The sequence below is a fragment of the Serratia sp. CY27727 genome (assembly GCF_052169275.1).
Classification (GTDB): Bacteria; Pseudomonadota; Gammaproteobacteria; order Enterobacterales; family Enterobacteriaceae; genus Serratia; species Serratia sarumanii.
In genome coordinates, this window is sequence record NZ_JBJNLB010000002.1 from 790,309 (window position 1) to 812,133 (window position 21,825).

Sequence of the window (21,825 nt, forward strand, 5' to 3'; positions counted from 1 at the left end):
ATCCCCCGGTTGAGCCGGAACGACCAAGGCGGCAACGTTGGCGCCTTATTCTGAGGGGATGTTTTGCCCCGTCAAACAGCAATGCAGCAGTTGAACGAGTGAAACCGATTTAGTGAAACAACAGCGTAACGCCTCAACGGATAAAAACTATCGAGAAACCTTGGGTGATGCGCAATTTGCGATCGTCGTGTTGGCGGTGGCGTCCTGCTCACTGATTATCTTTACGCTGGCGGTCACGCTGTGGGTGACCTGACGCGATTAACTAGGGGAGATAAAATGGAGCCTAATCTCCATGATGAGACCAAACTGCTGGCGATTATCGGCCTGTTGGTGTCCGTGCTGCTGGTGGTATCAATTCTCTTTGGCGTGACCTATTTTTCCGATCTCAGGCACGCGCAGGACGATATAGACATCATGAGCTGCTATATCAAAGCGTCCTGACCGCGCAACTGCGCCTGAGCGTCGCCGCTCTGTGGGGAAGCTGTCCTGTGTTAAGCTTGGGCGGTTACCCTTGGCGAATCGGCGCCATTCAGGAGGTCTTTGCGATGAGTCAGTCACGTCCTACGCTCTCTTCACCTGCACGCGAATGCCCTGTCGTTGACGGCGTGCGCCAGATACAACGTATTGCCGTGCGTAACGCAGAAGTGGGGGGCATCCCGATCAACCGTGCGTTACCAACCCGGGAGCGGCGCACCGTCGGCGCCTGGTGTTTTCTCGATCACGCCGGGCCGACGGTATTCAACGGCACCTCGCCCGGCATGGATGTGGGGCCGCATCCGCACATCGGGCTGCAAACGTTCACCTGGATGATAGAGGGGGAGGTGCTGCACCGAGACAGCCTTGGCAGCGAGCAGGTGATTCGCCCGGGCCAGGTTAATCTGATGACCGCAGGGCGCGGCATTGTGCATACCGAACAGTCGGTGGGTGAGCAACGGCGATTGCATGCCGCACAATTATGGATCGCGCTGCCGGCCGAACATGCCGACATGGCGCCACGCTTCGATCATTATCCTGACTTGCCGCAATGGCAGAATAACGGCGTGAATCACCGTTTGCTGGTTGGGGAATTTGGCGCTTATCGTTCACCGGTGTTTACGCTTTCGCCATTAATCGCCATTGATCTGGAATGGCAGGAAGCGGCGAGGATCGAATTGCCGCTGCGCGATGATTATGAAATCGGCTTTTTGCCCCTTATTGGTGCATTTGAACTTAATGGTGAAACTTTTTCACCTGATGAGTTCGCCTATTTGGGCATGAAGAATAACTCTATTGGGTTAAATGCGCAAAAGGGCAGCCGGGGATTATTAATCGGTGGGGCGCCATTAAACGAAGAGGTCCTTATCTGGTGGAATTTCGTTGGCCATAGCAAGGCTGAAATTACTCGGGCTCAGCATGATTGGGAACAAGGGGCGCCGCGCTTCCCGGCGGTTAGCGGTTATTCTGGTGAGCGCATGACCGCGCCACGCCTGCCCTGGAGCGATGTTTGATAGCGTTAGGATATAATCGCCGCGATTATTCGGCTTATTTCGCTCTAATAAGGCGAAATTAATGTGATCGCGGCTCCAGCTTTACGACAATATAAGGTTTATCGGCGGAAAAGTGATCTGGCGCATATAATGACAGCGAGAAGAAGTTTAGGATAATCCTCAGGAAGTAAGGTTGTCTCCCGTTAGTCAGATGTCAGTGAGGTCATTATGAGCCAGGTACTCTATCGTGCAAGACTGTCCCATGTCGTGGTTGCCACGGCGCTGTTTTGGGCCTCTGTCGCGGCATTGTTGGTCGCCGTATTAAACTAACCTCAAAAAATGACTCCTGCATAAACCCGCCTCGGCGGGTTTTTTTATCTCCGCCGATGGGAAGATGAGAGGCGGAGTTTATAATTGATGACATCTTCAATAAACGACCGGGATCCTCATGAAGCTCTTTGCCGATATTTTGCTGCTGCTCATCGCAGCGCTCCATCTTTATATCCTGGTGCTGGAAATGTTCCTGTGGCGTACGCCACTCGGCAGGCGCGCATTCGGCACGACGGCGGAGTTCGCCGCCGCCACCCGGGTGCTGGCCGCCAATCAGGGGTTGTACAACGGCTTTCTGGCGGTGGGGTTGGCATGGAGCTACTGGCGTGGGGATATGGCGCTGCAGCTGTTCTTTCTCGGGTGCGTGTTGGCGGCCGGCGTGTTCGGCGGGCTGACCGCCAGCCGCAAAATTCTGTGGGTGCAGGCGCTGCCGGCCGCGATCGCGATACTGGCTGCATGGGCGGCGCGTTAACCCGCCGGTTTGCGGCGGGCTTCAGGCGGATTTTTGGTGAATGACGTGCAGCGGCGGATCGATATGCAGATCGACGCTCAAATCCTGGCGGAAATCATAGGGCGTGATATTAAAACGCTTTCTGAACATGTACGTGAAGTGAGACTGTGAACCGAAGCCAAAGTCCAGGGCAATATCGAAGATCGACGCTTCACTGCTGCGCAGTTGGTAGACCGCGCCGGCCAGACGGCGTTCGCGAATGTATTTGCCGAGCGAAATTCCCGTCGCTTCTTTGAACAGCTTCTGCATGTGCCACAGCGAGTAGCCGGAGTACTCGGCCAGCTCTTCGAGATGGATCACTCGTCCGAGGTGAGTTTCGACCCATTTGCTGAGGGCGCAGACCAATGAGAGGTGGTGTTCTTGTATCATCAGTGCGTCAGTGTGAGACCTACATAGCGGTGAAGTATACACAACTTGCCGCCGTGGACAAAAACGCCGCCGGTGTCGGGCGGCAATTATTCGGAAAAACCGCGTAACCGCCGCTTGTCAGCCGAAAGGAAAAACGGCTAATCTGAGACGGTCACCGCCTCGGTGGGGGACGCAAAGAAGGCCGCAGCAAGTAACCGCCAAAACAGAGTCAGCCGTAACAACTCAACGTTGATGGGGTGATCGCATGTTAATGACAGTGATTATTACTCTGGTTGTAATCGTGGGCGTCGGCGCTTTTATGGCGATGCCGGTGATGAGCATGAAAAACGCGGAAGGTGTGGGAGGTGAAGAACCGTGAGAGCAAGAGATATTGCACGCCGCTGAGCGGGGCGAACGCCAATCGGGAAAGCCTGGGTCAGAAACCCGGGCTTTTTGTTGCGCAGGCGCTCAAACGTTTTTCCGCTCGACGGTTTCCTCTCCCCAATAAAGCTGGTCGGCGGTGGTTTTGGCAAAGGCTTTCTCCAGCGCTTCGTCGCTGCCTTCTTCCCAGATTTTCTGCGCCAACACTTCGTCGTTCCCTGCCAGTTCAAAAATGGCTTCGGCGATCTCCACCGAAGTTTCACGCACTGTCGCCCAGGATTTCACATTGTGATTCGCCATAACTTTCTCCTGTTGGTTGTGGCTTGGGGGTGGTTTTTGCCACCGTCATGCTGCAAGTATAGGCTAATCCGCCGCGGGCTTTTGCCCGGCGGTGCGCAGAAGGGGGAAAAAGACGGGGAGAGCGGGCAATGGCGCGGACGCCATGCTATTCTGTGCGGCGTTTGAATCAAGAAGGAAAGTTATTATGTCTGACATGCTGAGCAACGAGCAGGAATTGGCTTCCGATCTGGTCGCTTGCCAACTGGTCATCAAACAGATTCTGGACGTTATCGACGTGATTGCGCCGACCGAAGTGCGCGACAAGATGGCGGGTCAGCTCAAAAGCATCGATTTCTCCACGCACCCTGCTGGCGCCGATCCGGTGACCCGCCGAGCGATTGACAAGGCGATTGCGCTGATCGAGATGAAGTTTACCCGCAACTGAGGCGGGGCCGCCGCAGAGCGACGGCGTCGGGCGGTGGCGGTTAATCCACCACCGTTTCGATTTTCTTGAACAGCGGGCAGTCGGCTACGCCGATGAAACCGTTGTCGCCATTCACGTACTGGGCGATCGCCACGTTACGCGCCGTCAGGTATTTGCACTGCAATCCCAACCCGCCAACGTTTTTGTTGCTGCCGATCAGCACGCCGTAACCCGAGATCAAAAAGCCGCCGTAAATGACCGCCAACACCAGTACCCACTTAATCAATTTACTCATCGCATTTCCTCGTTGTCCCTGAGGGAGCATCTAGCCACGGCGCGCATGCGAGGGCAAGGGTAACAGTCTGAAAACCGGGCGATAGCCAGAAATCTAAACGAAAAGTTAAACTTCGTTTAACTTCGCTGTGATAACATGCGCGATAGATTACCCAGATAACAATGAGGCTGCTAAATTTGTTGCGAAAAAAAATCCTCGTGATAATGACGGCCGTCGCTGCCTGCCTGTTTTTCTACCTGCTGGCGCTGGACAGCTATTGCGACGATGGTGGAAATTTTGCGTTGGGCATCTGTTCGGTGACCCGCTTCGTGCCCTGGTAAGCAATTTTCGGCAGGGATGTTCGCACGGCCGCCGCGAGTGTTAAGATGGCGGCCTGAATGTCGCAGTAGATAGGGTTTTTCATGTACGATTTAGGTTTTGGCCAGAACGGCCTGTTGTCGCTGGCCCTCGCCGCCGTGGCGTTGCTGGCCGGGCTGTGGGTTTGGTTCCTGGTGAACCGCGCCAGCGTGCGCGCCAACGAGCAGATTCGCCTGCTGCAAGAGATTGCCGAGCAACAACGTCAGCAAACGGCGCTGTTGAAGCGTATGGCGCACCGCGCTGGCACTGACGGCGCTGCTGCTGACGACGACGATCTCAGCCCCGCGCTGGATTTCAAAGGTTTTATCCCCGAACGTTGAGCATGATGCTCCGGCTGGCGCTGCCGCCGGGGCGCCTCAGTAAAACACCATGCCCTGATAAGGTTTTTCCCGGCATGCCGCCAGGCGGCTGGCCAAATCGCCGGCATGGATCTCCAATTGATGCCCATCAGGATCGAGAAAATAAAGCGATTCGCCTTCGCTGCGATTGCTTTTCCACTCTTCGACGCCGGCCTGGCGCAACCGCTGGCTGGCCTGTTCAATATGTTCCGGCGCTACGCTGAAGGCGTAATGGGTGTAATCGCGCTCGTGTTGTTGCGTGCGCCTTTCATCCAGCGACAGGCATAGCCACAATGACCCCAATGAAAGATAGGCGCCGCCTTGCCAGCGGGCGTGCGGGGTAAAACCCAACAGATGACGATAAAAATCGAAGCTGCGATCGAGATCGCTGACGGCAAGCGTCAGATGGTTGAGGCCGGTCAACATGCATGCGTTTCCTGGGCGCAGAACAGAGAGAAAAGTGTACGCAGGCGCTCAGGAAAGATAAAGGGGGCAAAGCATTAGTAGAGATAATGTGAAAACCGGCGGCGCTGTCATAAAACTGTCGTACAGACATCGTAATGTAGCGCGAACCTTACGAAAGATGGATGAAGCCGATGATTAAATGGTACGAAGAAAGCGATGCCGAAGTGAACCGCAGCATCGCGCTGCTGACCGGAGAGAACCCGGACAAGTGGTATCCCTACGGTGGTGTGAAAGGTAAAGATTACTGCAAGAATCCCTCCGATGCCTGGCCGATCATTTGCGCCAACAAAATCAGTCTGAACCCCGATAACCAAAGCGACAGCCCGCAATGGCAGGCGCGCATGAGCACCCAGGGCGGTGAATGGCAGGCGGACAGCGCCAGCCCGCTGCGCGCGGCGATGATCTGCTTCCTGATGAGCCGACAGGCTAACTGAGTCGAACAATACCGGTGATTGGTAAGAGTTTCTCCTTTTTCTAATAACAGAGCTGTCGTTGGCGGAGGCTGTTTATGAAGCGCATTATCAAAGGTGATAAAAACTTGTCTCATCTGGTGATTGCCCATGCGGCGATCGATCGTCATGCCGAAAGCTTCGGCCAGCGCCGTCAGGGCTGGCCCTCGACCTACCTGATAAAATATCAAAACGATCGCGTGGCGGTGGAAGTGGTCACGCGTAGCCAATCCTATGTCGCCACGCTGATGATCGGCGCGCGCAACCTGACCAAACTGTGCGGTATGCCTGGCTGAACGCCACCGTTGCATGCTTTCTCACGGTTAAAAAATCGCGCTCCGGCCTGCCGTCTCGGGGCGCTTCTCCTTGATGCTCACGGGGTTAAGTGTTAAAAAGCCGCCCGCAGATACATTTATTGATTGGTGAAATCTTGGCCGATAGCGGCAAGGGTGTACGCCATATGAGGATAAGATGGGCGGTCAGCATCAGGATACTCCGCTAAAACGCGGCTTAAAAAACAGACATATACAGCTTATTGCCCTCGGGGGCGCCATCGGTACCGGTTTATTTCTCGGCATTGCGCAAACCATTAAAATGGCCGGCCCCGCCGTGCTGTTGGGTTACGCCATCGGTGGTTTTATCGCGTTTTTAATCATGCGCCAGCTGGGCGAAATGGTGGTGGAGGAGCCGGTCGCCGGATCGTTCAGCCACTTTGCCTATAAATATTGGGGCGACTTCGCCGGCTTTCTTTCCGGCTGGAACTATTGGGCGATGTTCATTCTGGTCGGCATGGCGGAACTGACCGCTGTCGGCATCTACATTCAGTACTGGTGGCCGGAGATCCCCACCTGGGCCTCCGCCGCGCTGTTTTTCGTGCTGATCAACCTGATTAACCTGGTGAACGTGCGCCTGTACGGCGAAACCGAATTCTGGTTCGCCATCATCAAAGTGGTGGCGATTGTCGGCATGATCGTGTTCGGCGCCTGGCTGTTGGTCAGCGGCAACGGCGGCCCGCAGGCCAGCATCACCAACCTGTGGCAGCAGGGCGGCTTTATGCCGCACGGCTTCTCCGGGCTGGTGATGGCGATGGCGGTGATCATGTTCTCGTTCGGCGGCCTGGAAATGGTCGGCATCACCGCGGCGGAAGCCGCCGATCCGCGCCGCAGCATTCCCAAAGCCACCAATCAGGTGGTGTACCGCATTCTGATCTTCTATATCGGCTCGCTGACCGTGCTGCTGTCGCTCTATCCGTGGGGGCAAGTGGTGGAAGGCGGCAGCCCGTTCGTGCTGATTTTCCATGCGTTGAACAGCAATCTGGTGGCGACCGTGCTCAACGTGGTGGTGCTGACCGCCGCGCTGTCGGTCTACAACAGCGGCGTTTATGCCAACAGCCGCATGTTGTTCGGGCTGGCCAGCCAGGGCAATGCGCCGCAGGCGCTGACGCGGGTTAACAAGCGCGGCGTGCCGGTGCTGTCCATTGCGCTATCGGCGTTGATTACCTCGATTGGCGTGCTGATTAACTACCTGATGCCCGGCAAGGCGTTTGAGCTGCTGATGGCGCTGGTGGTTTCAACGTTGGTGATCAACTGGGTGATGATCTGCCTGGCGCACCTGAAATTCCGCGCCGCCAAGAACCGCCAGGGCGTCATTCCCAGCTTTAAGGCGCTGTGGTACCCGTTCGGCAACTACCTGTGCCTGGCGTTCCTCAGCCTGATTCTGGTGATTATGTATTTCAGCGAAGGGATCCGCATTTCGGTGTTACTGATGCCGGTGTGGATTGCGGTGCTGTGGTGCGGGTTTATGCTGACGCGCCGTAAAGGCACCAAGCGTTAATCGGTATGCTGCGGAGGCGTATTGCGCGCCTCCGCTTCTTTTCTCGTTAGCCGCGCGGCATAAAGGCGCGCCCCTCACTATGCCCCCGCCCCAGCAGTTTCCGACACAGCAGCAGCAGGGTGCTGATCACGTCGATGGCGACCACGCTGAGCATCAGCAGGGTCAGCATGAAGAATCCGAGCAGCGAACCGCCCAGCACCACCAGCGGGGCAGGTACGCGCAGACGGCGCAGCTTCATGGCGAAATACATTTTCCAGTATTGCTTCTGCGCCAGCAGCGCGCTGCGAATACGGCGCCCCAGGCCGATGCCTGATTTGCGGGATGTAGAACGACTCATAACTTCTCCTTTTCTGTATGCCCTACAAGTCAATCACAAAGATCTTAAGAGAGTCTTAACGAGCTCTTGGCGGCCCTGGCTGTCTCACCGGAGTGAGACAACAGCATACGGCAAAAGGTCCCGAGATGCAGCGCACGGCTGACAAAGTGCGAGCTTCATCGGGTTTGTTACACTGAAAGTCATGCCCGTGCAGGGCGCAGTGGTCGGGAGAAAAGGCAGGATGAAGAGAATCAACCGTTATTACGACGCGGCCAAGGCGCATCACACGCCGGAGGGATTTCGCAACCCGGAACCCTCGCAGCGCCAGGAGGGCGACCTGCAGCGTTGGCAGGATGAACGCAAGCGGCAGGGGGTGCCCAGGCCGCCGCAGCAGGGCTACGCGCAATTTACCGAGCGTTGGTGGCAACCCGCCGATCTCAGCGGCGGCGATGACAGCATTTGGTGGCTTGGGCATGCGTCAATGCTGCTGCGGCTGGGCGGGCGCTATATCCTGATCGACCCGGTGTTGTCCGAACGCGCATCGCCGCTGAGCTTCTACGGCCCGAAGCGCAGAACGCCGACGCCGCTGACGGTGGGGCAACTGCCGGCGGTGGATGCGGTGCTGATCTCCCATAATCATTATGATCATCTCGACAGGCGCACGGTGCGGCAGCTGGTGCGGCGCTTTCCACAGGCCGAGTTTATCGTGCCGCTCGGATTGAAGCGCTGGTTTCGCCGCTATCGGCTGAAGGTGCATGAACTGGACTGGTGGCAGAGCCTGTCGCTGGGCGAACTGACGGTCTACGCCACGCCGGCGCGGCACTGGAGCATGCGCACGCTGTGGGATCGCAATCGCTCGTTGTGGTGCGGCTGGGTGATCCACCATCCGGCGCTGCGGTTTTATTTTTCCGGCGACAGCGGCTATTCGGAACGGCTGGCGGAGATCGGTCAACGGCTGGGGCCGTTCGACGTGGCGGCGCTGCCGATTGGCGCCTATGCGCCGCGCTGGTTCATGCAGGAGCAGCATATGGATCCGCAGCAGTCGGTGGCGCTATATCGCGAGCTGAATCAGCCGCGCGCCATTCCCATCCATTGGGGGGTATTCGAATTGGCGGATGAATCGCTCGACGAGCCGCCGCAGCAGTTGAACCTGGCGCTGAGCGAGGCGGGGCTGGATCAGCATCAATTCCACCCGTTGAAGATTGGCGAGCGCATCGCGTTGCAGGACTCGCAGCAAGCGTTCTCTCTTCGCCCTGCGGTACCGGGGAAAGAATAAGATCAACGGTTTGAAAGCGTGGCGGTAATTAGCAGAATCGATAAGCACGGGTGGTGATTCAAATAACCACCCGATCTTCAAGATTTAATTCCATGCCACACTTTCGCTATTCATAAGATTATTCCGGTTATTCAGACTCGTGGCTTTCGGATTATTTAGGATGAAACAACCGGCCAGCGGGAGAGGCGTCTGGAGGTTGCATGCTTATGCAACCGTTGCTCGCGGTACCCGCTTCACTTGCGCCTTCCGACGCGATGGGGTTCTCACCCTGTGGCGGCAGGGTTGAAAACCGACGATGACTGCGCTTTCCGGCGCTAAAGGGTCGGAGCAGCATTGAATAAATTGGCCCCCGTTCATCGATATTCAAATGTTGCATATGACATTCCATAAAGATTCAAATTTTTTAACGCTATAAGCGGCAAAAAAGCGAAAGTGCCGAGAAGGAGAGGCGTCAAAACGATGAAAGTTTTGTTAAAACGCTATCAGAATGCGGGGTCTGGCGCAGTGATTTTGGCAAGCAGAAAATAGCCGATGCTTCAACATCTTTTGGGCTATTTAAGCAAATGCGGCGCTCGACCGTTTCAAATATGTGCGACATGTCGTTCAGTGATTAAAAATGGCTTGCCATCGCATACAGAGTATGTGATAACGCATCTGGGTAAAACGAGGTACAGTTCTGTATATGTGTGGCATTTTCAGTAAAGAAGTTCTGAGTAAAGACGTTAGCGTTGAATACCGCTTCTCTGCCGATCCTTATCTTAGTGCCTCAAGCAGTAACGACTCTAGTTTGTCTATGTAACGCCCTCGGGCGGTTTAAACAATCCAAAGGAAATACTCAAGATGGCAAAGATCAAAGGTCAAGTTAAGTGGTTCAACGAGTCTAAAGGTTTCGGTTTCATCACCCCGGCTGACGGCAGCAAAGACGTGTTCGTACACTTCTCTGCAATCCAGGGTAACGGCTTCAAAACCCTGGCTGAAGGCCAGAACGTTGAGTTCGAAATCCAAGATGGCCAGAAAGGCCCATCTGCAGTAAACGTTACTGCTATCTAATCAGCGTCAGCTGTACAAAAAGCCCGCCTCCGCGCGGGCTTTTTCGTTTCCGTCATCCGGCGGCGATGATGATGCCGGCGTACTGGTTGCGGCCTTTGATCCCCGGATGCGTCGGATCCTGCGCGCGCCGATGGCTGTTGCGGCGATAGCTGGTGTACTTGAAGCGCTGCGGCCGCTGCGGGTCGACGTCGGGCGTGCAGATGGTGCAACTGCCGGCGCGGTCAACGGCGGCGAAGCCCAGCGCCGCCAGCTTGTGTTCGGCAATCGCAGCCAAATCCAGATGCCGGTAATGCGGGCTGATCAGCGTGGCGGGCAGCGGCAGGCGCTGTTTAAAATTCTCCACCAGCGCTTCGTCGACTTCGTAGCAGCACGCGCCGGCGGCGGGGCCGATAGAGACCACCCAGTCGGCGGTGTCGCCGTCCTGGCGAATGTGCGCTGCCATCTGTTCCAGAATGCCGTCCAGCAACCCGCGCCAGCCGGCATGAACCGCGGCGATGGCGCCGCCGTCGCGGCGGCTGAACAGCACCGGCAGACAGTCCGCCGTCAGCACGCCGAGCAGAATGCCGGGCTGGCGGGTGTAGAAGCCGTCGGCTTCACCGCACACCTGCGCCGGTTGCAGCACCTCGACGATACGGGTGCCGTGCACCTGCTTCTTTTCCGGCAGCGTGGCGCTGTAGGGCAGCAGATGCCCCGGCAGCAGCGCGAGTTTGCTGCCGAAGCCGTGCTGAATGTGGGGCACCGCATCGAGCAGCGCGGAACGATCGCTCATAAGTTATTTTCACCTGCGTGAGAAAACAGACTCACAGTGTAGCCAGCTTTTTCCCCGCTTGACCAGGCGTTGTTGGCGGCGAAAGCGAGCGGGGATGCGCCTTGCATCGAGCCGACGCCTTCTTTAGACTAGCCGCGCCCTGTCTTTCTGGAAGCCCATTCATGTCCTATCAATGCCCTCTGTGTCATCAACCGCTGCATTTTTCATCGCAACGCTGGCGTTGCGACGGCAATCATCAGTTCGATCAAGCCAAAGAAGGCTACGTCAATCTGCTGCCGGTACAGCACAAGCGATCGAAGCAGCCGGGAGACAGCGCGGAAATGATGCAGGCGCGGCGCGCGTTTCTCGACGGCGGTTTTTATCAGCCGCTGCAGCAGCAGGTGGCAGAGTGGCTGGATTTGGCGCTGGCGGCCGATGCAGGCGCGTTATTGGATATAGGCTGTGGGGAAGGGTATTACACCGCCGCCGTGGCCGCACGGCTGGCGCAGCAGCGCAATATGGCGGTTTATGGGCTGGACGTCGCCAAGGTGGCGATCCGCTACGCTGCCAAGCGTTATCCCGCGGTCTCGTTCTGCGTCGCCTCCAGCCACCGCCTGCCGTTCGCCGACGGGGCGCTGGATGCGGTGTTTCGCATCTATGCGCCCTGCAAGGCGGCGGAGCTGGCGCGAGTGGTGAAGCCGGGCGGCGTGGTGGTGACGGTTTCGCCGGGCCCGCGTCATCTGTACCAACTGAAAGAGCAGGTGTACCAGCAGGCGCAGCTGCATGCCGAACAGGACGAACAGTTCGACGGATTCGAGTGCGAGCGTAAAGAGGCATTGGCCTATACGATGACCTTGCCGGGCGCACAGGCCGCCAACCTGCTGCAGATGACGCCGTTCGCCTGGCGCGCTACGCCGGAGGTGCAGCAGAGGCTGGCGCACGGCGGCGAGTTTGAGTGCGAAACGGATTTCGTGCTGGCGTTGTACCGGCGCCGTGCTTAACAGGCGCAGTGAGCCCAGAAACAAAAAAACCTGCCGCGGCAGGTTTTTTTGTAGCGCGAGCGCCTCAGGCCAGGTAGCCGAGATGCTCCAGCAGAATGTTGACGCCGATACCGATCAGCACCACGCCGCCGAGGATCTCGGCGCGTTTTCCCAGCAGCGGGCCGATAAAGCGGCCGATCATCATGCCCAGCGTCGCCATGATCATGGTGGCGCAACCGATGGCCATGGCGGTGTGCACGATATTGACCTGCAGGAAGGCCAGGCCGACGCCGATAGCCATGGCGTCGAGGCTGGTGGCGATAGCGGTAGCCACCAAGATCCAGAAGCCGTGGCGTTTGACCTTCTCTTCTTCATCGGGCTTGTTGCGCACCCCTTCGACAATCATGCGCATGCCGAGAATGAACAGCAGCGAGAAGGCGACCCAGTGATCCCATTCCATGATGTATTGGCTGGCGAACAGGCCGATGGCCCAACCGATGAGCGGGGTGATCGCTTCGACCACGCCGAAGATCAGGCCGGTGCGGATCGCTTCGCGGAAACGGGGTTGATGCAGGCTGGCGCCTTTGCCGATCGAAGCGGCGAAAGCATCCATGGACATGCCGAAAGCGAGAATGAGTGTTGCTGAAAGGTTCATGTGAAATAGCCTCGGCCGGGTGGCTCCATATACACGTAACCCACCCCCAACCAAACGACGGAGTTACGTGTCTATGGTCTCGCCAACCTTACCTGGCTGCCCGCACCACGTTTCATACGGCGAAACGAGTATGTTGATACGGGCGTTTCTGGCGTTTTATTCTCCAGAAACCGGCTACTCCCCAATGACGGCGCAACCATACCATATTATTTCCGCCATCGACAACTTTATTCTGGCGTGATGTTCGCGCTTAATTGAGACTCGTTTTCATTAATCTAATTTCATGTGGGAATATAATGTAGACGTGGGTAACAATGTTGCGGAAATAATAGTCATAGTGAAAGTGACGCAGCCCATTAATTACCCACAGGCCGCGCAAGGTTTGAGCGACAACAAAGCGGTTATTTATTTATCTATTGATTATCAACGAAAAATTGATAAATCTTCTCCAGGTCGTCCAGGTGTGTCACCTGAACCAACAGCCGGCGCTGTTCCAGGTCGATGGCCAGAATACCGTCCTCCGATAAATTCATGGCTTTAATGCGGTTATATTCAACAAACACATTGGCGAAGAAAAAACCCTGCGCTTTAAACACCATCTTGGGAGCGCGAATATAAGAAACATAGATAGCGAGCAGCGCCAAGGAAATAAGCAGGTAGGTGGTTAATACCGCACCATTGTCGGTGACATTGCGGTAAATCAGAATGGCGATCAGGCCGACGAAAATCAGGCTGTCGAGGCGGTGGCGGCGTTTGAGCAGCACCTTGAGGCGCGTTTTGCCTTTCAGCAGATCCATGCCGAATTCGTCATACAGCGAGTACAGCAACAGCAGGGTGATAAACAGCATCAGTACGGCGTCGGTCAGTGACATCTCTTGCTCCACACATAAAAAAGCCGGGGGTTGCCCCCCGGCCGTTTCGAACGATTACAGGCCCAGCAGGCCAATCCAATAGCCAAAGATACCGATGACGAAGAAGCCGATGATGATCCACAGCGCGTTGACTTTCTTGCGCAGCAGCCACATACAGGCGAAGGTCAGCAGCAACGGCACCAGGCCCGGCATCAATTGGTCGAGGATGGTCTGCACCGTGGTCACGTTGGTATGCCCGGTCTGGTCAGTGATCTTGGACACCACCAGCGGGATATTCACGTGCGTCCACTTGTTGACCAGCGCCCCCATGACAAACAGGCCGAGAATGGACGCCCCTTCCGTCAATTTCTGCAGGAAGCCGCCGCCCATGTCGTTGACGATATCCACCCCTTTACGGTAACCGTAGGCCACGCCGTAGTAGCGGGTCAACAGGCGCACCAGGTTGAACAGCACGAAGAACAGGATTGGCCCGAGCAGGCTGCCGCTCATGGCGATGCCGGCGCCGAGCGCGGCGAACACCGGCCGCACGGTGCCCCAGAAGATCGGGTCACCGACGCCCGCCAACGGCCCCATCAGGCCGACCTTGATGCCGTTGATCGCGCCGTCGTCGATCGGCGCGCCGTTCGCGCGTTGCTCTTCCATCGCCATGGTTACGCCGAGCACCGGCGCCGCCACGTAAGGGTGGGTGTTGAAGAACTCGAGGTGGCGCTTGATCGCCTGTTTGCGATCGTCATTGTTTTCCGGATACAGGCGACGGATCACCGGCACCATCGAGAAGCAAAAACCCAGCGCCTGCATGCGTTCGAAGTTCCACGAACCCTGGAACAGGTTCGAGCGCAGGAATACGCCGCGAATATCGGCCGGCGTGAGTTTCTTTTGAGCAGTTGTATCAACCATTTCTCTCACCTATTCCTAGTCGAGTTCGTTATCGAGATCGTTCGCGTTAGCCGGGCCGGCCTGGACAACCTGAGACTTGTTGTATTTCGGGCTGAGCTGGATATACAGCACGGCCATCACCACGCCGATGACACCGAGCGCCACCAGGTTGAAGTTGGTGAAGGCGGCGGTCACGAAACCCAGGTAGAAGAACGGCATCAGGTAGCCGGCGCGCATCATGTTAATCACCATCGCGTAACCGACCACCACGATCATGCCGCCGGCGATGTTCAGGCCGCTGGTGACCACTTCCGGGATCGAGTTGAGCAGGGCGTGTACCCCGGCGGTACCGACCGAGATGGCGACGATGACCGCCGGGATGGCGATACGCATTGCCTGCAGCAGCAGGGCGCCGATGTGGATCCAGGTGATGGCACGCAGGCTGCCGCGCTCCGCCGCGCTGTCCGCCGCGTGCTGGAAGGCCACGGTGAGGGTGCGCACGATGATGGTCAACACCTGGCCGGCCGCCGCCAGCGGAATGGCCAGGGCGATACCGGCGCCGACGCTTTGCCCGCCGGCGATGACCAGAATGGTCGAGATGATGGACGCCAGGGCGGCATCCGGCGCGACCGCCGCGCCGATGTTCATCCAGCCCAGGGCGATCATTTCCAGCGTACCGCCGATAATGATGCCGGTTTTCATATCGCCGAGAATGAAGCCGATCAGGGTACAGGCGACCAGCGGACGGTGGAACTGAAACTCGTCGAGGACGGAACCCATCCCGGCGATACAGGCAACGATAAATATCAGCACAATCTGAAGAGTGGTGATCTCCATTGCACTTCTCCTATGACCAAAAAAGCTCTGAGTAAAATAATCAGCGGCTGGCGCCACTAATTGAGTTTGTTAATCAGGTCCATCATTTTTAGCCGGCTGTCGGACGAGACCTTACGCACCTCCAGCTCGATACCGCGATCGTTCAGTTTCTTAAACGCTTCGATATCTTTTTCATCGACGGAAACGGCGTTGTTCACCTGGGTTTTCCCCTGACGGAACGCCATGCCGCCGATATTGACGGATTGAATATCCACGCCGCCCTCCACCAGACGCAAGACGTCGGTCGGGTTGGTAAACAACAGCATCACGCGGTCGTTGGCGTATTTCGGGTTGTTCCAGACGCGGATGGCCTTCGCCACGTCCACCACGTGGGCGGTGACGCCCGGCGGGGCAACCTGGGTCAGCAGGGTTTTGCGCACATGGTCGGCGGCGACTTCATCGCTGACGACGATAATGCGGCTGACGTTGGTCTCTTTGGTCCAGCGGGTAGCGACCTGGCCGTGAATCAAGCGGTCATCGATGCGCGCCAGGCCGATTTTCATGTGGTCATTCGGCCCCAGCGGCGCCTGAGGGGCAGCGGCTTTGGCGACGGGTGCTGCGGGTTTTGCGGGTTCTTCCTGCGGTTTTTTCAGCGCTTTCACGCCTTCGCGGCCGGTTTCCAACGCCAGCGCCACCAGTTCATCGAAGGCGGGGTTGTCGTCCCGCGCCATGAAGGTTTCCACCAGCATCGGAATGTTGACCCCGGTGACGACCTCATAGTTTTCCTTGTCGACCGCAATGCGGCTGGCGGCGTTGAACGGGCTGCCGCCCCAGGTATCCACCAGGAACAGCACGCCGCCACTGGTATCCAACCCACTGATTTTTTCGTTGTACTTGACGATTAACGTCTCGGCATTCTCACCGGGAACGAAGTCTATAAAGGCGACGTTGTCCTGCTCGCCCAATAGCATCTCCGCCGTTTTCAGCAGTTGTTCCGCTGCAGCCCCGTGTGTGCCGATGATAATAGCTATTGCCACTCGCTACCTCCTCGTTGAACTCCAGGCGCGGTTTGTGTCGTTTCTCCGCGCCGTCTTGGCAGTCACTTCCGCGGTTCAGATACATTATGGTAGAAAAAAAGAAACGCACGCCTAACATTTCTCACGCAGTTTCAAATGCCTGTGCGCAATACTTCACGAACGCGACATTTATTTTAGTGAGTGAAAAAATATTTTTTGTGACGCTGCTCCGCTATTGAATGCTCGGAGAAATCTTAGCTGTCGCAGATGACATGACGGGGGCGTCACCCTAAACCGCCGTTGAAAAAGCCGCTTTGTCCCCCAGAAAAATCCTGATACAGTAATTCCTTCTTTCATTACTAAGGAGTGAAGGGCCTCAGCCCTCCCTATGGACTGTCACCGAAGTTACTGTTTTTCCAGGTTTCACCCGCCACCCGCTGGCGTTGCATATGCTGTTCGGCCCTTCGGCCATCTCCCGGCAATCCCATCCCGTCACCTTGCTATTGTCGACTGCACCCATGCAGCGGCGGCATCGTCACGTCTGAGCGGCGTGCGCTCATTCCCACTTTTCTCTGGAGTCTGATATGGAATTTTTAATGGACCCCTCTATTTGGGCGGGGTTGCTGACGCTGGTGGTGCTGGAAATCGTGCTGGGCATCGACAACCTGGTGTTCATCGCCATTTTGGCCGACAAGCTGCCGCCGAAGCAGCGCGATAAGGCGCGCATCATCGGCCTGTCGCTGGCATTGCTGATGCGTTTGGGCCTGCTGTCGGTGATCTCCTGGATGGTAACCCTGACCACGCCGCTGTTCAGCGTCGGCGATTTCAGCTTCTCCGGCCGCGATCTTATCCTGCTGTTCGGCGGGGTATTCCTGCTGTTCAAGGCCACCATGGAGCTGCATGAACGGCTGGAAGGGCAGACGCATCAAGACGGCGCCAACCGCGGTTACGCCAAGTTCTGGGCGGTGGTGGTGCAAATCGTGATCCTCGACGCGGTATTCTCGCTCGATGCGGTGATTACCGCCGTGGGCATGGTGAACGATCTGCCGGTGATGATGGCGGCGGTGGTGATCGCGATGGCGGTGATGCTGTTGGCGTCGAAGCCGTTGACCAACTTCGTCAACGCGCACCCGACCATCGTGGTGCTGTGCCTGAGCTTCCTGTTGATGATCGGCCTGAGCCTGATCGCCGAAGGCTTCGGTTTGCATATTCCTAAAGGCTACCTGTATGCCGCTATTGGCTTCTCGATCCTGATTGAATTGTTCAACCAGATCGCGCGTCGCAACTTTATCAAGCATCAAGCGCGTCGCCCGATGCGCGAGCGCACCGCGGAAGCGATCATGCGCCTGATGGGGCAGCAGCGTACGCAGCAGACGGACGATGCGGTCGCCTTGCCGCGGGATGAAACCTTTGCGGCGGAAGAGCGCTATATGATCAGCGGCGTGTTGACGCTGGCCTCGCGTTCATTGCGCAGCGTGATGACGCCGCGCACCGACATTTCCTGGGTCGACTGCGAGCGCTCCCGCGAGGAGGTGCGCGCACAGCTGCTGGATACGCCACACAGCCTGTTCCCGGTGTGCCGCGACTCGGTGGATGAGATCGTCGGTGTGGTACGCGCCAAGGATCTGCTGGTGGCGCTGGAGCAAGGGGAAGATATCGCCGAGTTCGCCGCCCGCACGCCGCCGATCGTGGTGCCGGAAACCATGGACGTCATCAAGCTGTTGGCGGTGCTGCGCCGCGCCAAAGGGCGTCTGGTGGTGGTCACCAATGAGTTCGGCGTGGTGCAGGGGCTGGTGACGCCGCTGGACGTGCTGGAAGCGATTGCCGGTGAATTCCCGGACGAGGACGAAACGCCGGACATCGTGGCGGAAGGCGACGGCTGGCTGGTGAAGGGCGGAACCGATCTGCACTCGCTGGAACAGGCGCTGGCCTGCGATGACCTGGTCAGCCCCACCGCCGACTACGCCACCCTGGCGGGGCTGCTGTTGGCCCATTACGGGCAGATGCCGGTGGCGGGAGATAGCATTGAGCTGAACCACCTGCGGTTCGATATCGTTGAGGTGTCCGAATACCGTATCGAACTGGTGCGCGTTACCCGCGTCGTCCTGGACGAGACGGCGCACGCGTAACCCTCCCGCCGGGGGCTCAGGCCTCCGGCGGATCCTCTTCCGCTTTCCTGACGCGCGATTCGTACTGTTGCAACCACAGCGGGAAAACGTGGATCGGCATCGGCTTGGCGAAATAATATCCCTGCAGGGCATTGACCTCGCGTGAGCGCAGATAGTCGGCCTGTTCCTCCGTTTCCACCCCCTCTGCCACCAGTTTCAGCTTCAGGCGCTGCGCCAGCGTAATGATGGTGTCGGTCACCGTGGCGTTGACCGCGTCGGTGCCGATGGCGGCGGTAAACCCGCGATCGATCTTCAAGACGTCCGGGCTGAGGTTCTTCAGGTAGCTCAGCGAGCTGTGACCGGTGCCGAAATCGTCGATGGCCAGCATGATCCCCATGTCTTTCAGCGTGCGAATTTGGTCATACTGAATTGCCGACAGCGCGGTGCGTTCGGTCAGCTCCAGCATCAGCGAGGGCATCGGGTGCGCCGGCAGCCAAATCTGGCGAATATCGTCGATGATATTGAGCGTTTTAAAATGCTCGGCAGCGACGTTGATGCTGATGTAGAACGACGGCCGGGGCGGGAACAGCTGCAGATTTTCCGTCACGGTGCTCATCAGGTAGCGGGTGAGCGGAATGATCAGCTCATGCTGCTCGGCCAGCGGAATAAACACGTCGGGCGAGATCCACCCTTGCCGTTTCTTTTTCCAACGCAGCAGCATCTCAACGCCGGCGCAGCGCCCGGTATCGCTGTGGATGATCGGCTGGCAGTAGACGCGGAACTCGCGATGGGTGATGGCATGGCCGATGTGATAAGACAGGCTCATGCGGTTGGCGGTGAGCAGATAGACCACATAGGCGGCCAACAGGCTGATCAGCAGCGCCAGCGGAATATGGCGCGGCAGGGCGGAAAGCGCCAGCATGCCGATCTGCGGGCCGAACAGCGAAATCGAGAACGGATACAGCGCGGAGCCGGCGGTGTAGCGCAGATCGTTGGTCAGGGTATCGCGGCTCAGGATTTCGCGGCGGCCGTATTCCAGGCTGCTGTCGGCCACGTTCAGCACCACGCGCTGAACGTAAGGCTCCTGCGGCTCGAGTAAAAAGTTGGACAGCAGTTCGATATTAAACACGTGCAGCACGCCGCTGGTTTTATCGCGGGGCGATGGCGTCCACAGCACCAGCGTGGGCAGACCTTTGCTCACCGCCAGCGAGGGGCGCAGCGCCAGCCTGGCGTCGCTGTTGACGAAGGAGGGCATCACCGCGGCCAGCTGATAATGACGGGCGCCAAACAGGCTGGAGCAATAAATAATGCCGTTCTTCACCAGCAACATGGCGCGCAGCGCCTGATTTTGCGCGGCGCGAAAGCGCAGGGTAGATGACACGTTCTCGCAGGACTGGTTCAGCATGTCCATGCTGCGTTCCGCCTGCAGCTGCGCCGGCGTCAGCAACTGGTTGAGTTTGCCGACGGTGCGGGTGGCCAACGTGTGTTGGCTCAACTCGATGCTTTTGACCTCTTGATAGTAACGGGTATACAGCGATACCAACAGAATAGCCGCGCCCACCGCTCCGGCCAGCAGCCAACGGTAGTAACGATATCGGGACGCGGCGAGGTGGGTCATCAACATCCGGTAAATCCTTGTTCGGTAATCCAGCTCCGAGTCACAGTCAGGCCATTGATCCTTAAGTTGCGCTCGGCTAATTCTAGCCTGAGGTTATACAAGATTGATGGTAACTCAGTAAATTATTTCAGTTTGGTAAAACAGAAGGCCAATTTGCAGGCTAACCGCCGGATCGATGAGAAAAATGCAGGATTTTTTCTGGTGACATTGTCACTAAAACGTTCAATGAATTGATTACCCATAAAAAACCCCGCCGGGCGGCGGGGTTATCTGTCAGTCGCATTGCACCTTGATTGCCAGGCCGCCGCGTGACGTTTCGCGGTACTTGGCGTTCATGTCTTTGCCGGTTTCGTACATGGTCTCGATCACCTTATCCAGCGAAACGCGCGGCTCGCTGGTGCGGCGCAGGGCCATGCGGGCGGCGTTGATCGCCTTGACCGAGGCGATGGCGTTGCGCTCGATGCACGGCACCTGCACCTGGCCGGCGACCGGGTCACAGGTCAGACCCAGGTTGTGTTCCATGCCGATCTCCGCCGCCACGCACACCTGCTCAGGGCTGCCGCCTAGCAGTTCGGCCAGGCCGGCCGCCGCCATGGAGCAGGCTACGCCGACTTCACCCTGGCAGCCGACTTCGGCGCCGGAAATGGAGGCGTTCATCTTGTACAACGCGCCGATGGCGCCCGCCGCCATAAAGTAGCGGATATAGATGTCCGGGCTGACGGACTCGATGAAGTGATCGTAGTAAGCCAGTACCGCAGGCACGATGCCGCAGGCGCCGTTGGTCGGAGCGGTAACCACGCGGCCGCCGGCGGCGTTTTCTTCGTTAACCGCCAGCGCGAACATGTTGACCCAGTCGATCACGTTCATCGGATCGCTGGACAGTTTGTCCGACGCCACCAGCATGCGGCGCAGCGCGGAGGCACGGCGCGGCACGCGCAGCGGCCCCGGCAGCACGCCTTCGGTGTTCAGACCGCGATCGATACAGGCGCGCATGGTTTGCCAGACGTTGCCGAAGTAGGTCTCGATCTCTTGCTTGCTGTGCAGCGCCAGTTCGTTTTGCATCACCATGCCGGACAGCGACAGGCCGGTTTCGCGGCAGTGATCGAGCATTTCGCGCGCGGAGTTGAACGGATAGGGCATTTGCAGCTCTTGCTCGGCGTCCTTACCGAAGTTCTCCTCGTCGACGATGAAACCGCCGCCGATAGAGTAATAGGTCTTGCTGTACACTTCTTTATCGTCGGCGAAGGCGTGGATCTGCATGCCGTTTTCATGCAGCGGCAGGTTGTCGCTGCGGAAGACCATGCCGCCGTCGCGCGGGAAATCGACTTCATGCAGGCCGTTGGCCAGCATCAGGCGTTGACGTTGTTCTACATCGCGAATAAAACCCGGAATGCTATCGATATCGACGGTGTCCGGCATGTTGCCGGCCAGGCCGAGAATGATGGCGATATCGGTATGGTGACCTTTGCCGGTCAATGAGAGTGAGCCGTAAACGTCTACGGCAACACGCGTGATAGAAGGCATCAGGCCTTTATTTACCAGATCGTCGACAAACTGTTTGCCGGCTTTCATCGGTCCAACCGTATGAGAGCTGGACGGGCCGATGCCGATCTTAAACATGTCGAAAACGCTAATCACGCTAAAACTCCTTAAAGAGACGTATTGTTATGGCTGCGGCGGTTAAAAACCGCGCAGGGAACAGCGATATTGTAAAAGGGCCGTGCGGGTTCGGCTGCCTTTTTCGCATGAAATTAAATAATCCGTGGTGTCGCTTTTTTTCCTGATTACCCGGGGCGAACCCTTAAGCGGGGTATCCGCTTTCGCCCAAGCTCCATTAGCGGTAATCGCGCCAGCCTTCCGTGCTGAACGCCGCCGGCTTAATCCCTGTTTCTACAGTGGTTTATCTCGGGCGGTGGTATTTTACAGGTATTTCGTAAGGTTTAAGAGAGGGTTTACAGTTTTTTTAAAACCATTCAACCGGAACGGTAGTTGAAAAAGCGATCAAATGAAGTGATTTC

General features: G+C 57.5%; 28 protein-coding genes and 1 riboswitch. Of the genes, 15 read left to right on the forward strand and 13 right to left on the reverse strand.

The window, feature by feature from the left end:
• Positions 1-112: 112 nt before the first annotated feature.
• The 4 genes from ACJ8HB_RS08655 (at position 113) to ACJ8HB_RS08670 (ending at position 2,268) form a co-directional block, all read left to right on the forward strand.
• Positions 113-253, forward strand: a complete 141-nt coding sequence (locus ACJ8HB_RS08655; protein ID WP_162846225.1) for a hypothetical protein — start codon at positions 113-115, stop codon at positions 251-253.
• A gap of 23 nt (positions 254-276) precedes the next feature.
• Positions 277-441, forward strand: coding sequence for a hypothetical protein (locus tag ACJ8HB_RS08660; protein WP_162846224.1), 165 nt, complete (start codon positions 277-279; stop codon positions 439-441).
• 104 nt (positions 442-545) lie between these two features.
• Complete coding sequence (locus tag ACJ8HB_RS08665) at positions 546-1,487, forward strand: pirin family protein (protein WP_033654432.1); 942 nt, start codon at positions 546-548, stop codon at positions 1,485-1,487.
• 427 nt (positions 1,488-1,914) lie between these two features.
• The gene (locus tag ACJ8HB_RS08670; RefSeq protein WP_033654431.1) at positions 1,915-2,268 is read left to right on the forward strand and encodes a DUF1304 domain-containing protein; all 354 of its coding nucleotides are present in this window, start codon (positions 1,915-1,917) and stop codon (positions 2,266-2,268) included.
• A gap of 21 nt (positions 2,269-2,289) precedes the next feature.
• On the opposite strand, the gene ACJ8HB_RS08675 is transcribed toward ACJ8HB_RS08670, so the two are convergent.
• Both ACJ8HB_RS08675 and ACJ8HB_RS08680 read right to left on the reverse strand, forming a co-directional pair.
• Positions 2,290-2,676 carry a helix-turn-helix domain-containing protein gene (locus ACJ8HB_RS08675; protein ID WP_004927697.1) on the reverse strand — a complete coding sequence of 129 codons (387 nt, stop codon included), beginning with the start codon at positions 2,674-2,676 and terminating at the stop codon, positions 2,290-2,292.
• Between the two features lie 447 nt (positions 2,677-3,123).
• Positions 3,124-3,336, reverse strand: coding sequence for a YccJ family protein (locus tag ACJ8HB_RS08680; protein ID WP_004927694.1), 213 nt, complete (start codon positions 3,334-3,336; stop codon positions 3,124-3,126).
• Positions 3,337-3,520: 184 nt separating this feature from the next.
• Between ACJ8HB_RS08680 and ACJ8HB_RS08685 the strand changes: the two genes are divergently transcribed.
• The gene (locus ACJ8HB_RS08685) at positions 3,521-3,760 is read left to right on the forward strand and encodes a DUF2766 family protein (RefSeq protein ID WP_004927692.1); all 240 of its coding nucleotides are present in this window, start codon (positions 3,521-3,523) and stop codon (positions 3,758-3,760) included.
• 40 nt (positions 3,761-3,800) lie between these two features.
• Here the strand turns inward: ACJ8HB_RS08685 and ACJ8HB_RS08690 are convergent, their stop codons facing one another.
• Positions 3,801-4,034, reverse strand: coding sequence for a YobH family protein (locus tag ACJ8HB_RS08690; RefSeq protein ID WP_004927690.1), 234 nt, complete (start codon positions 4,032-4,034; stop codon positions 3,801-3,803).
• Positions 4,035-4,195: 161 nt separating this feature from the next.
• Between ACJ8HB_RS08690 and ACJ8HB_RS08695 the strand changes: the two genes are divergently transcribed.
• Positions 4,196-4,354, forward strand: coding sequence for a PhoP/PhoQ regulator MgrB (locus tag ACJ8HB_RS08695; protein WP_004927688.1), 159 nt, complete (start codon positions 4,196-4,198; stop codon positions 4,352-4,354).
• Between the two features lie 81 nt (positions 4,355-4,435).
• Positions 4,436-4,711 (forward strand): YebO family protein, encoded by a 276-nt coding sequence (locus tag ACJ8HB_RS08700; protein ID WP_033647694.1) that lies wholly within the window; start codon positions 4,436-4,438, stop codon positions 4,709-4,711.
• A 36-nt stretch (positions 4,712-4,747) separates the two neighbouring features.
• On the opposite strand, the gene fos is transcribed toward ACJ8HB_RS08700, so the two are convergent.
• On the reverse strand, positions 4,748-5,155 hold the full coding sequence (fos, locus tag ACJ8HB_RS08705; RefSeq protein WP_033634897.1) for a fosfomycin resistance glutathione transferase: 408 nt from the start codon (positions 5,153-5,155) through the stop codon (positions 4,748-4,750).
• 170 nt (positions 5,156-5,325) lie between these two features.
• Here fos and ACJ8HB_RS08710 point away from each other — a divergent pair, with 170 nt between their 5' ends.
• The 3 genes from ACJ8HB_RS08710 (at position 5,326) to ACJ8HB_RS08720 (ending at position 7,476) form a co-directional block, all read left to right on the forward strand.
• Positions 5,326-5,628 (forward strand): phage protein NinX family protein, encoded by a 303-nt coding sequence (locus tag ACJ8HB_RS08710; RefSeq protein ID WP_004927682.1) that lies wholly within the window; start codon positions 5,326-5,328, stop codon positions 5,626-5,628.
• 74 nt (positions 5,629-5,702) lie between these two features.
• Positions 5,703-5,939: a DUF4060 family protein gene (locus ACJ8HB_RS08715; RefSeq protein WP_004927680.1), complete on the forward strand. Its 237-nt coding sequence runs from the start codon at positions 5,703-5,705 to the stop codon at positions 5,937-5,939.
• Positions 5,940-6,114: 175 nt separating this feature from the next.
• A complete protein-coding gene (locus tag ACJ8HB_RS08720; RefSeq protein ID WP_060421412.1) occupies positions 6,115-7,476 on the forward strand; it encodes an amino acid permease in 1,362 nt (453 codons plus the stop codon).
• A 46-nt stretch (positions 7,477-7,522) separates the two neighbouring features.
• Here the strand turns inward: ACJ8HB_RS08720 and ACJ8HB_RS08725 are convergent, their stop codons facing one another.
• Positions 7,523-7,813 carry a hypothetical protein gene (locus tag ACJ8HB_RS08725; RefSeq protein WP_033647690.1) on the reverse strand — a complete coding sequence of 97 codons (291 nt, stop codon included), beginning with the start codon at positions 7,811-7,813 and terminating at the stop codon, positions 7,523-7,525.
• A 220-nt stretch (positions 7,814-8,033) separates the two neighbouring features.
• On the opposite strand from ACJ8HB_RS08725, the gene ACJ8HB_RS08730 reads away from it, so the two are divergent.
• The 3 genes from ACJ8HB_RS08730 to cspE all read left to right on the forward strand — a co-directional run bounded on the left by ACJ8HB_RS08730 (position 8,034) and on the right by cspE (position 10,118).
• Positions 8,034-9,068, forward strand: coding sequence for an MBL fold metallo-hydrolase (locus tag ACJ8HB_RS08730; protein ID WP_094859901.1), 1,035 nt, complete (start codon positions 8,034-8,036; stop codon positions 9,066-9,068).
• A gap of 682 nt (positions 9,069-9,750) precedes the next feature.
• On the forward strand, positions 9,751-9,867 hold the full coding sequence (locus ACJ8HB_RS08735; RefSeq protein ID WP_002211058.1) for a DUF2627 domain-containing protein: 117 nt from the start codon (positions 9,751-9,753) through the stop codon (positions 9,865-9,867).
• 41 nt (positions 9,868-9,908) lie between these two features.
• Positions 9,909-10,118 (forward strand): transcription antiterminator/RNA stability regulator CspE, encoded by a 210-nt coding sequence (gene cspE, locus ACJ8HB_RS08740; protein WP_002221949.1) that lies wholly within the window; start codon positions 9,909-9,911, stop codon positions 10,116-10,118.
• 52 nt (positions 10,119-10,170) lie between these two features.
• On the opposite strand, the gene ACJ8HB_RS08745 is transcribed toward cspE, so the two are convergent.
• The gene (locus ACJ8HB_RS08745) at positions 10,171-10,887 is read right to left on the reverse strand and encodes a polyphenol oxidase family protein (protein WP_047571583.1); all 717 of its coding nucleotides are present in this window, start codon (positions 10,885-10,887) and stop codon (positions 10,171-10,173) included.
• A 161-nt stretch (positions 10,888-11,048) separates the two neighbouring features.
• On the opposite strand from ACJ8HB_RS08745, the gene rlmA reads away from it, so the two are divergent.
• Positions 11,049-11,867 carry a 23S rRNA (guanine(745)-N(1))-methyltransferase gene (rlmA, locus tag ACJ8HB_RS08750; protein ID WP_047571584.1) on the forward strand — a complete coding sequence of 273 codons (819 nt, stop codon included), beginning with the start codon at positions 11,049-11,051 and terminating at the stop codon, positions 11,865-11,867.
• 64 nt (positions 11,868-11,931) lie between these two features.
• Here the strand turns inward: rlmA and mntP are convergent, their stop codons facing one another.
• The 5 genes from mntP to manX all read right to left on the reverse strand — a co-directional run bounded on the left by mntP (position 11,932) and on the right by manX (position 16,102).
• Positions 11,932-12,501 carry a manganese efflux pump MntP gene (gene mntP, locus ACJ8HB_RS08755; protein WP_033647683.1) on the reverse strand — a complete coding sequence of 190 codons (570 nt, stop codon included), beginning with the start codon at positions 12,499-12,501 and terminating at the stop codon, positions 11,932-11,934.
• A gap of 11 nt (positions 12,502-12,512) precedes the next feature.
• A riboswitch (yybP-ykoY riboswitch) is annotated at positions 12,513-12,696 on the reverse strand.
• A 218-nt stretch (positions 12,697-12,914) separates the two neighbouring features.
• Positions 12,915-13,373, reverse strand: a complete 459-nt coding sequence (locus ACJ8HB_RS08760) for a DUF986 family protein (RefSeq protein WP_033647681.1) — start codon at positions 13,371-13,373, stop codon at positions 12,915-12,917.
• Between the two features lie 54 nt (positions 13,374-13,427).
• On the reverse strand, positions 13,428-14,270 hold the full coding sequence (locus ACJ8HB_RS08765; RefSeq protein WP_033634889.1) for a PTS mannose transporter subunit IID: 843 nt from the start codon (positions 14,268-14,270) through the stop codon (positions 13,428-13,430).
• 15 nt (positions 14,271-14,285) lie between these two features.
• Positions 14,286-15,086 (reverse strand): PTS mannose/fructose/sorbose transporter subunit IIC, encoded by an 801-nt coding sequence (locus ACJ8HB_RS08770; RefSeq protein WP_033634888.1) that lies wholly within the window; start codon positions 15,084-15,086, stop codon positions 14,286-14,288.
• Between the two features lie 56 nt (positions 15,087-15,142).
• Positions 15,143-16,102 carry a PTS mannose transporter subunit IIAB gene (gene manX, locus ACJ8HB_RS08775; RefSeq protein ID WP_033654424.1) on the reverse strand — a complete coding sequence of 320 codons (960 nt, stop codon included), beginning with the start codon at positions 16,100-16,102 and terminating at the stop codon, positions 15,143-15,145.
• Between the two features lie 563 nt (positions 16,103-16,665).
• Between manX and ACJ8HB_RS08780 the strand changes: the two genes are divergently transcribed.
• A complete protein-coding gene (locus tag ACJ8HB_RS08780) occupies positions 16,666-18,210 on the forward strand; it encodes a TerC family protein (RefSeq protein WP_047571585.1) in 1,545 nt (514 codons plus the stop codon).
• Positions 18,211-18,226: 16 nt separating this feature from the next.
• On the opposite strand, the gene ACJ8HB_RS08785 is transcribed toward ACJ8HB_RS08780, so the two are convergent.
• Both ACJ8HB_RS08785 and sdaA read right to left on the reverse strand, forming a co-directional pair.
• On the reverse strand, positions 18,227-19,813 hold the full coding sequence (locus tag ACJ8HB_RS08785; protein WP_039565702.1) for an EAL domain-containing protein: 1,587 nt from the start codon (positions 19,811-19,813) through the stop codon (positions 18,227-18,229).
• A gap of 267 nt (positions 19,814-20,080) precedes the next feature.
• Positions 20,081-21,445, reverse strand: coding sequence for an L-serine ammonia-lyase (gene sdaA / locus ACJ8HB_RS08790; protein WP_047571586.1), 1,365 nt, complete (start codon positions 21,443-21,445; stop codon positions 20,081-20,083).
• Between the last annotated feature and the right edge of the window lie 380 nt (positions 21,446-21,825).

What these genes read in the sequence shown, in the direction of transcription:
- ACJ8HB_RS08660 (WP_162846224.1), top strand. Translation starts at nt 277, where the DNA reads ATGGAGCCTAATCTCCATGATGAGACCAAACTGCTGGCGATTATCGGC.
- ACJ8HB_RS08665 (WP_033654432.1), top strand. Translation starts at nt 546, where the DNA reads ATGAGTCAGTCACGTCCTACGCTCTCTTCACCTGCACGCGAATGCCCT.
- ACJ8HB_RS08670 (WP_033654431.1), top strand. Translation starts at nt 1,915, where the DNA reads ATGAAGCTCTTTGCCGATATTTTGCTGCTGCTCATCGCAGCGCTCCAT.
- ACJ8HB_RS08675 (WP_004927697.1), bottom strand. Translation starts at nt 2,676, where the DNA reads ATGATACAAGAACACCACCTCTCATTGGTCTGCGCCCTCAGCAAATGG.
- ACJ8HB_RS08680 (WP_004927694.1), bottom strand. Translation starts at nt 3,336, where the DNA reads ATGGCGAATCACAATGTGAAATCCTGGGCGACAGTGCGTGAAACTTCG.
- ACJ8HB_RS08685 (WP_004927692.1), top strand. Translation starts at nt 3,521, where the DNA reads ATGTCTGACATGCTGAGCAACGAGCAGGAATTGGCTTCCGATCTGGTC.
- ACJ8HB_RS08690 (WP_004927690.1), bottom strand. Translation starts at nt 4,034, where the DNA reads ATGAGTAAATTGATTAAGTGGGTACTGGTGTTGGCGGTCATTTACGGC.
- ACJ8HB_RS08695 (WP_004927688.1), top strand. Translation starts at nt 4,196, where the DNA reads ATGAGGCTGCTAAATTTGTTGCGAAAAAAAATCCTCGTGATAATGACG.
- ACJ8HB_RS08700 (WP_033647694.1), top strand. Translation starts at nt 4,436, where the DNA reads ATGTACGATTTAGGTTTTGGCCAGAACGGCCTGTTGTCGCTGGCCCTC.
- fos (WP_033634897.1), bottom strand. Translation starts at nt 5,155, where the DNA reads ATGTTGACCGGCCTCAACCATCTGACGCTTGCCGTCAGCGATCTCGAT.
- ACJ8HB_RS08710 (WP_004927682.1), top strand. Translation starts at nt 5,326, where the DNA reads ATGATTAAATGGTACGAAGAAAGCGATGCCGAAGTGAACCGCAGCATC.
- ACJ8HB_RS08715 (WP_004927680.1), top strand. Translation starts at nt 5,703, where the DNA reads ATGAAGCGCATTATCAAAGGTGATAAAAACTTGTCTCATCTGGTGATT.
- ACJ8HB_RS08720 (WP_060421412.1), top strand. Translation starts at nt 6,115, where the DNA reads ATGGGCGGTCAGCATCAGGATACTCCGCTAAAACGCGGCTTAAAAAAC.
- ACJ8HB_RS08725 (WP_033647690.1), bottom strand. Translation starts at nt 7,813, where the DNA reads ATGAGTCGTTCTACATCCCGCAAATCAGGCATCGGCCTGGGGCGCCGT.
- ACJ8HB_RS08730 (WP_094859901.1), top strand. Translation starts at nt 8,034, where the DNA reads ATGAAGAGAATCAACCGTTATTACGACGCGGCCAAGGCGCATCACACG.
- ACJ8HB_RS08735 (WP_002211058.1), top strand. Translation starts at nt 9,751, where the DNA reads ATGTGTGGCATTTTCAGTAAAGAAGTTCTGAGTAAAGACGTTAGCGTT.
- cspE (WP_002221949.1), top strand. Translation starts at nt 9,909, where the DNA reads ATGGCAAAGATCAAAGGTCAAGTTAAGTGGTTCAACGAGTCTAAAGGT.
- ACJ8HB_RS08745 (WP_047571583.1), bottom strand. Translation starts at nt 10,887, where the DNA reads ATGAGCGATCGTTCCGCGCTGCTCGATGCGGTGCCCCACATTCAGCAC.
- rlmA (WP_047571584.1), top strand. Translation starts at nt 11,049, where the DNA reads ATGTCCTATCAATGCCCTCTGTGTCATCAACCGCTGCATTTTTCATCG.
- mntP (WP_033647683.1), bottom strand. Translation starts at nt 12,501, where the DNA reads ATGAACCTTTCAGCAACACTCATTCTCGCTTTCGGCATGTCCATGGAT.
- ACJ8HB_RS08760 (WP_033647681.1), bottom strand. Translation starts at nt 13,373, where the DNA reads ATGTCACTGACCGACGCCGTACTGATGCTGTTTATCACCCTGCTGTTG.
- ACJ8HB_RS08765 (WP_033634889.1), bottom strand. Translation starts at nt 14,270, where the DNA reads ATGGTTGATACAACTGCTCAAAAGAAACTCACGCCGGCCGATATTCGC.
- ACJ8HB_RS08770 (WP_033634888.1), bottom strand. Translation starts at nt 15,086, where the DNA reads ATGGAGATCACCACTCTTCAGATTGTGCTGATATTTATCGTTGCCTGT.
- ACJ8HB_RS08780 (WP_047571585.1), top strand. Translation starts at nt 16,666, where the DNA reads ATGGAATTTTTAATGGACCCCTCTATTTGGGCGGGGTTGCTGACGCTG.
- ACJ8HB_RS08785 (WP_039565702.1), bottom strand. Translation starts at nt 19,813, where the DNA reads ATGTTGATGACCCACCTCGCCGCGTCCCGATATCGTTACTACCGTTGG.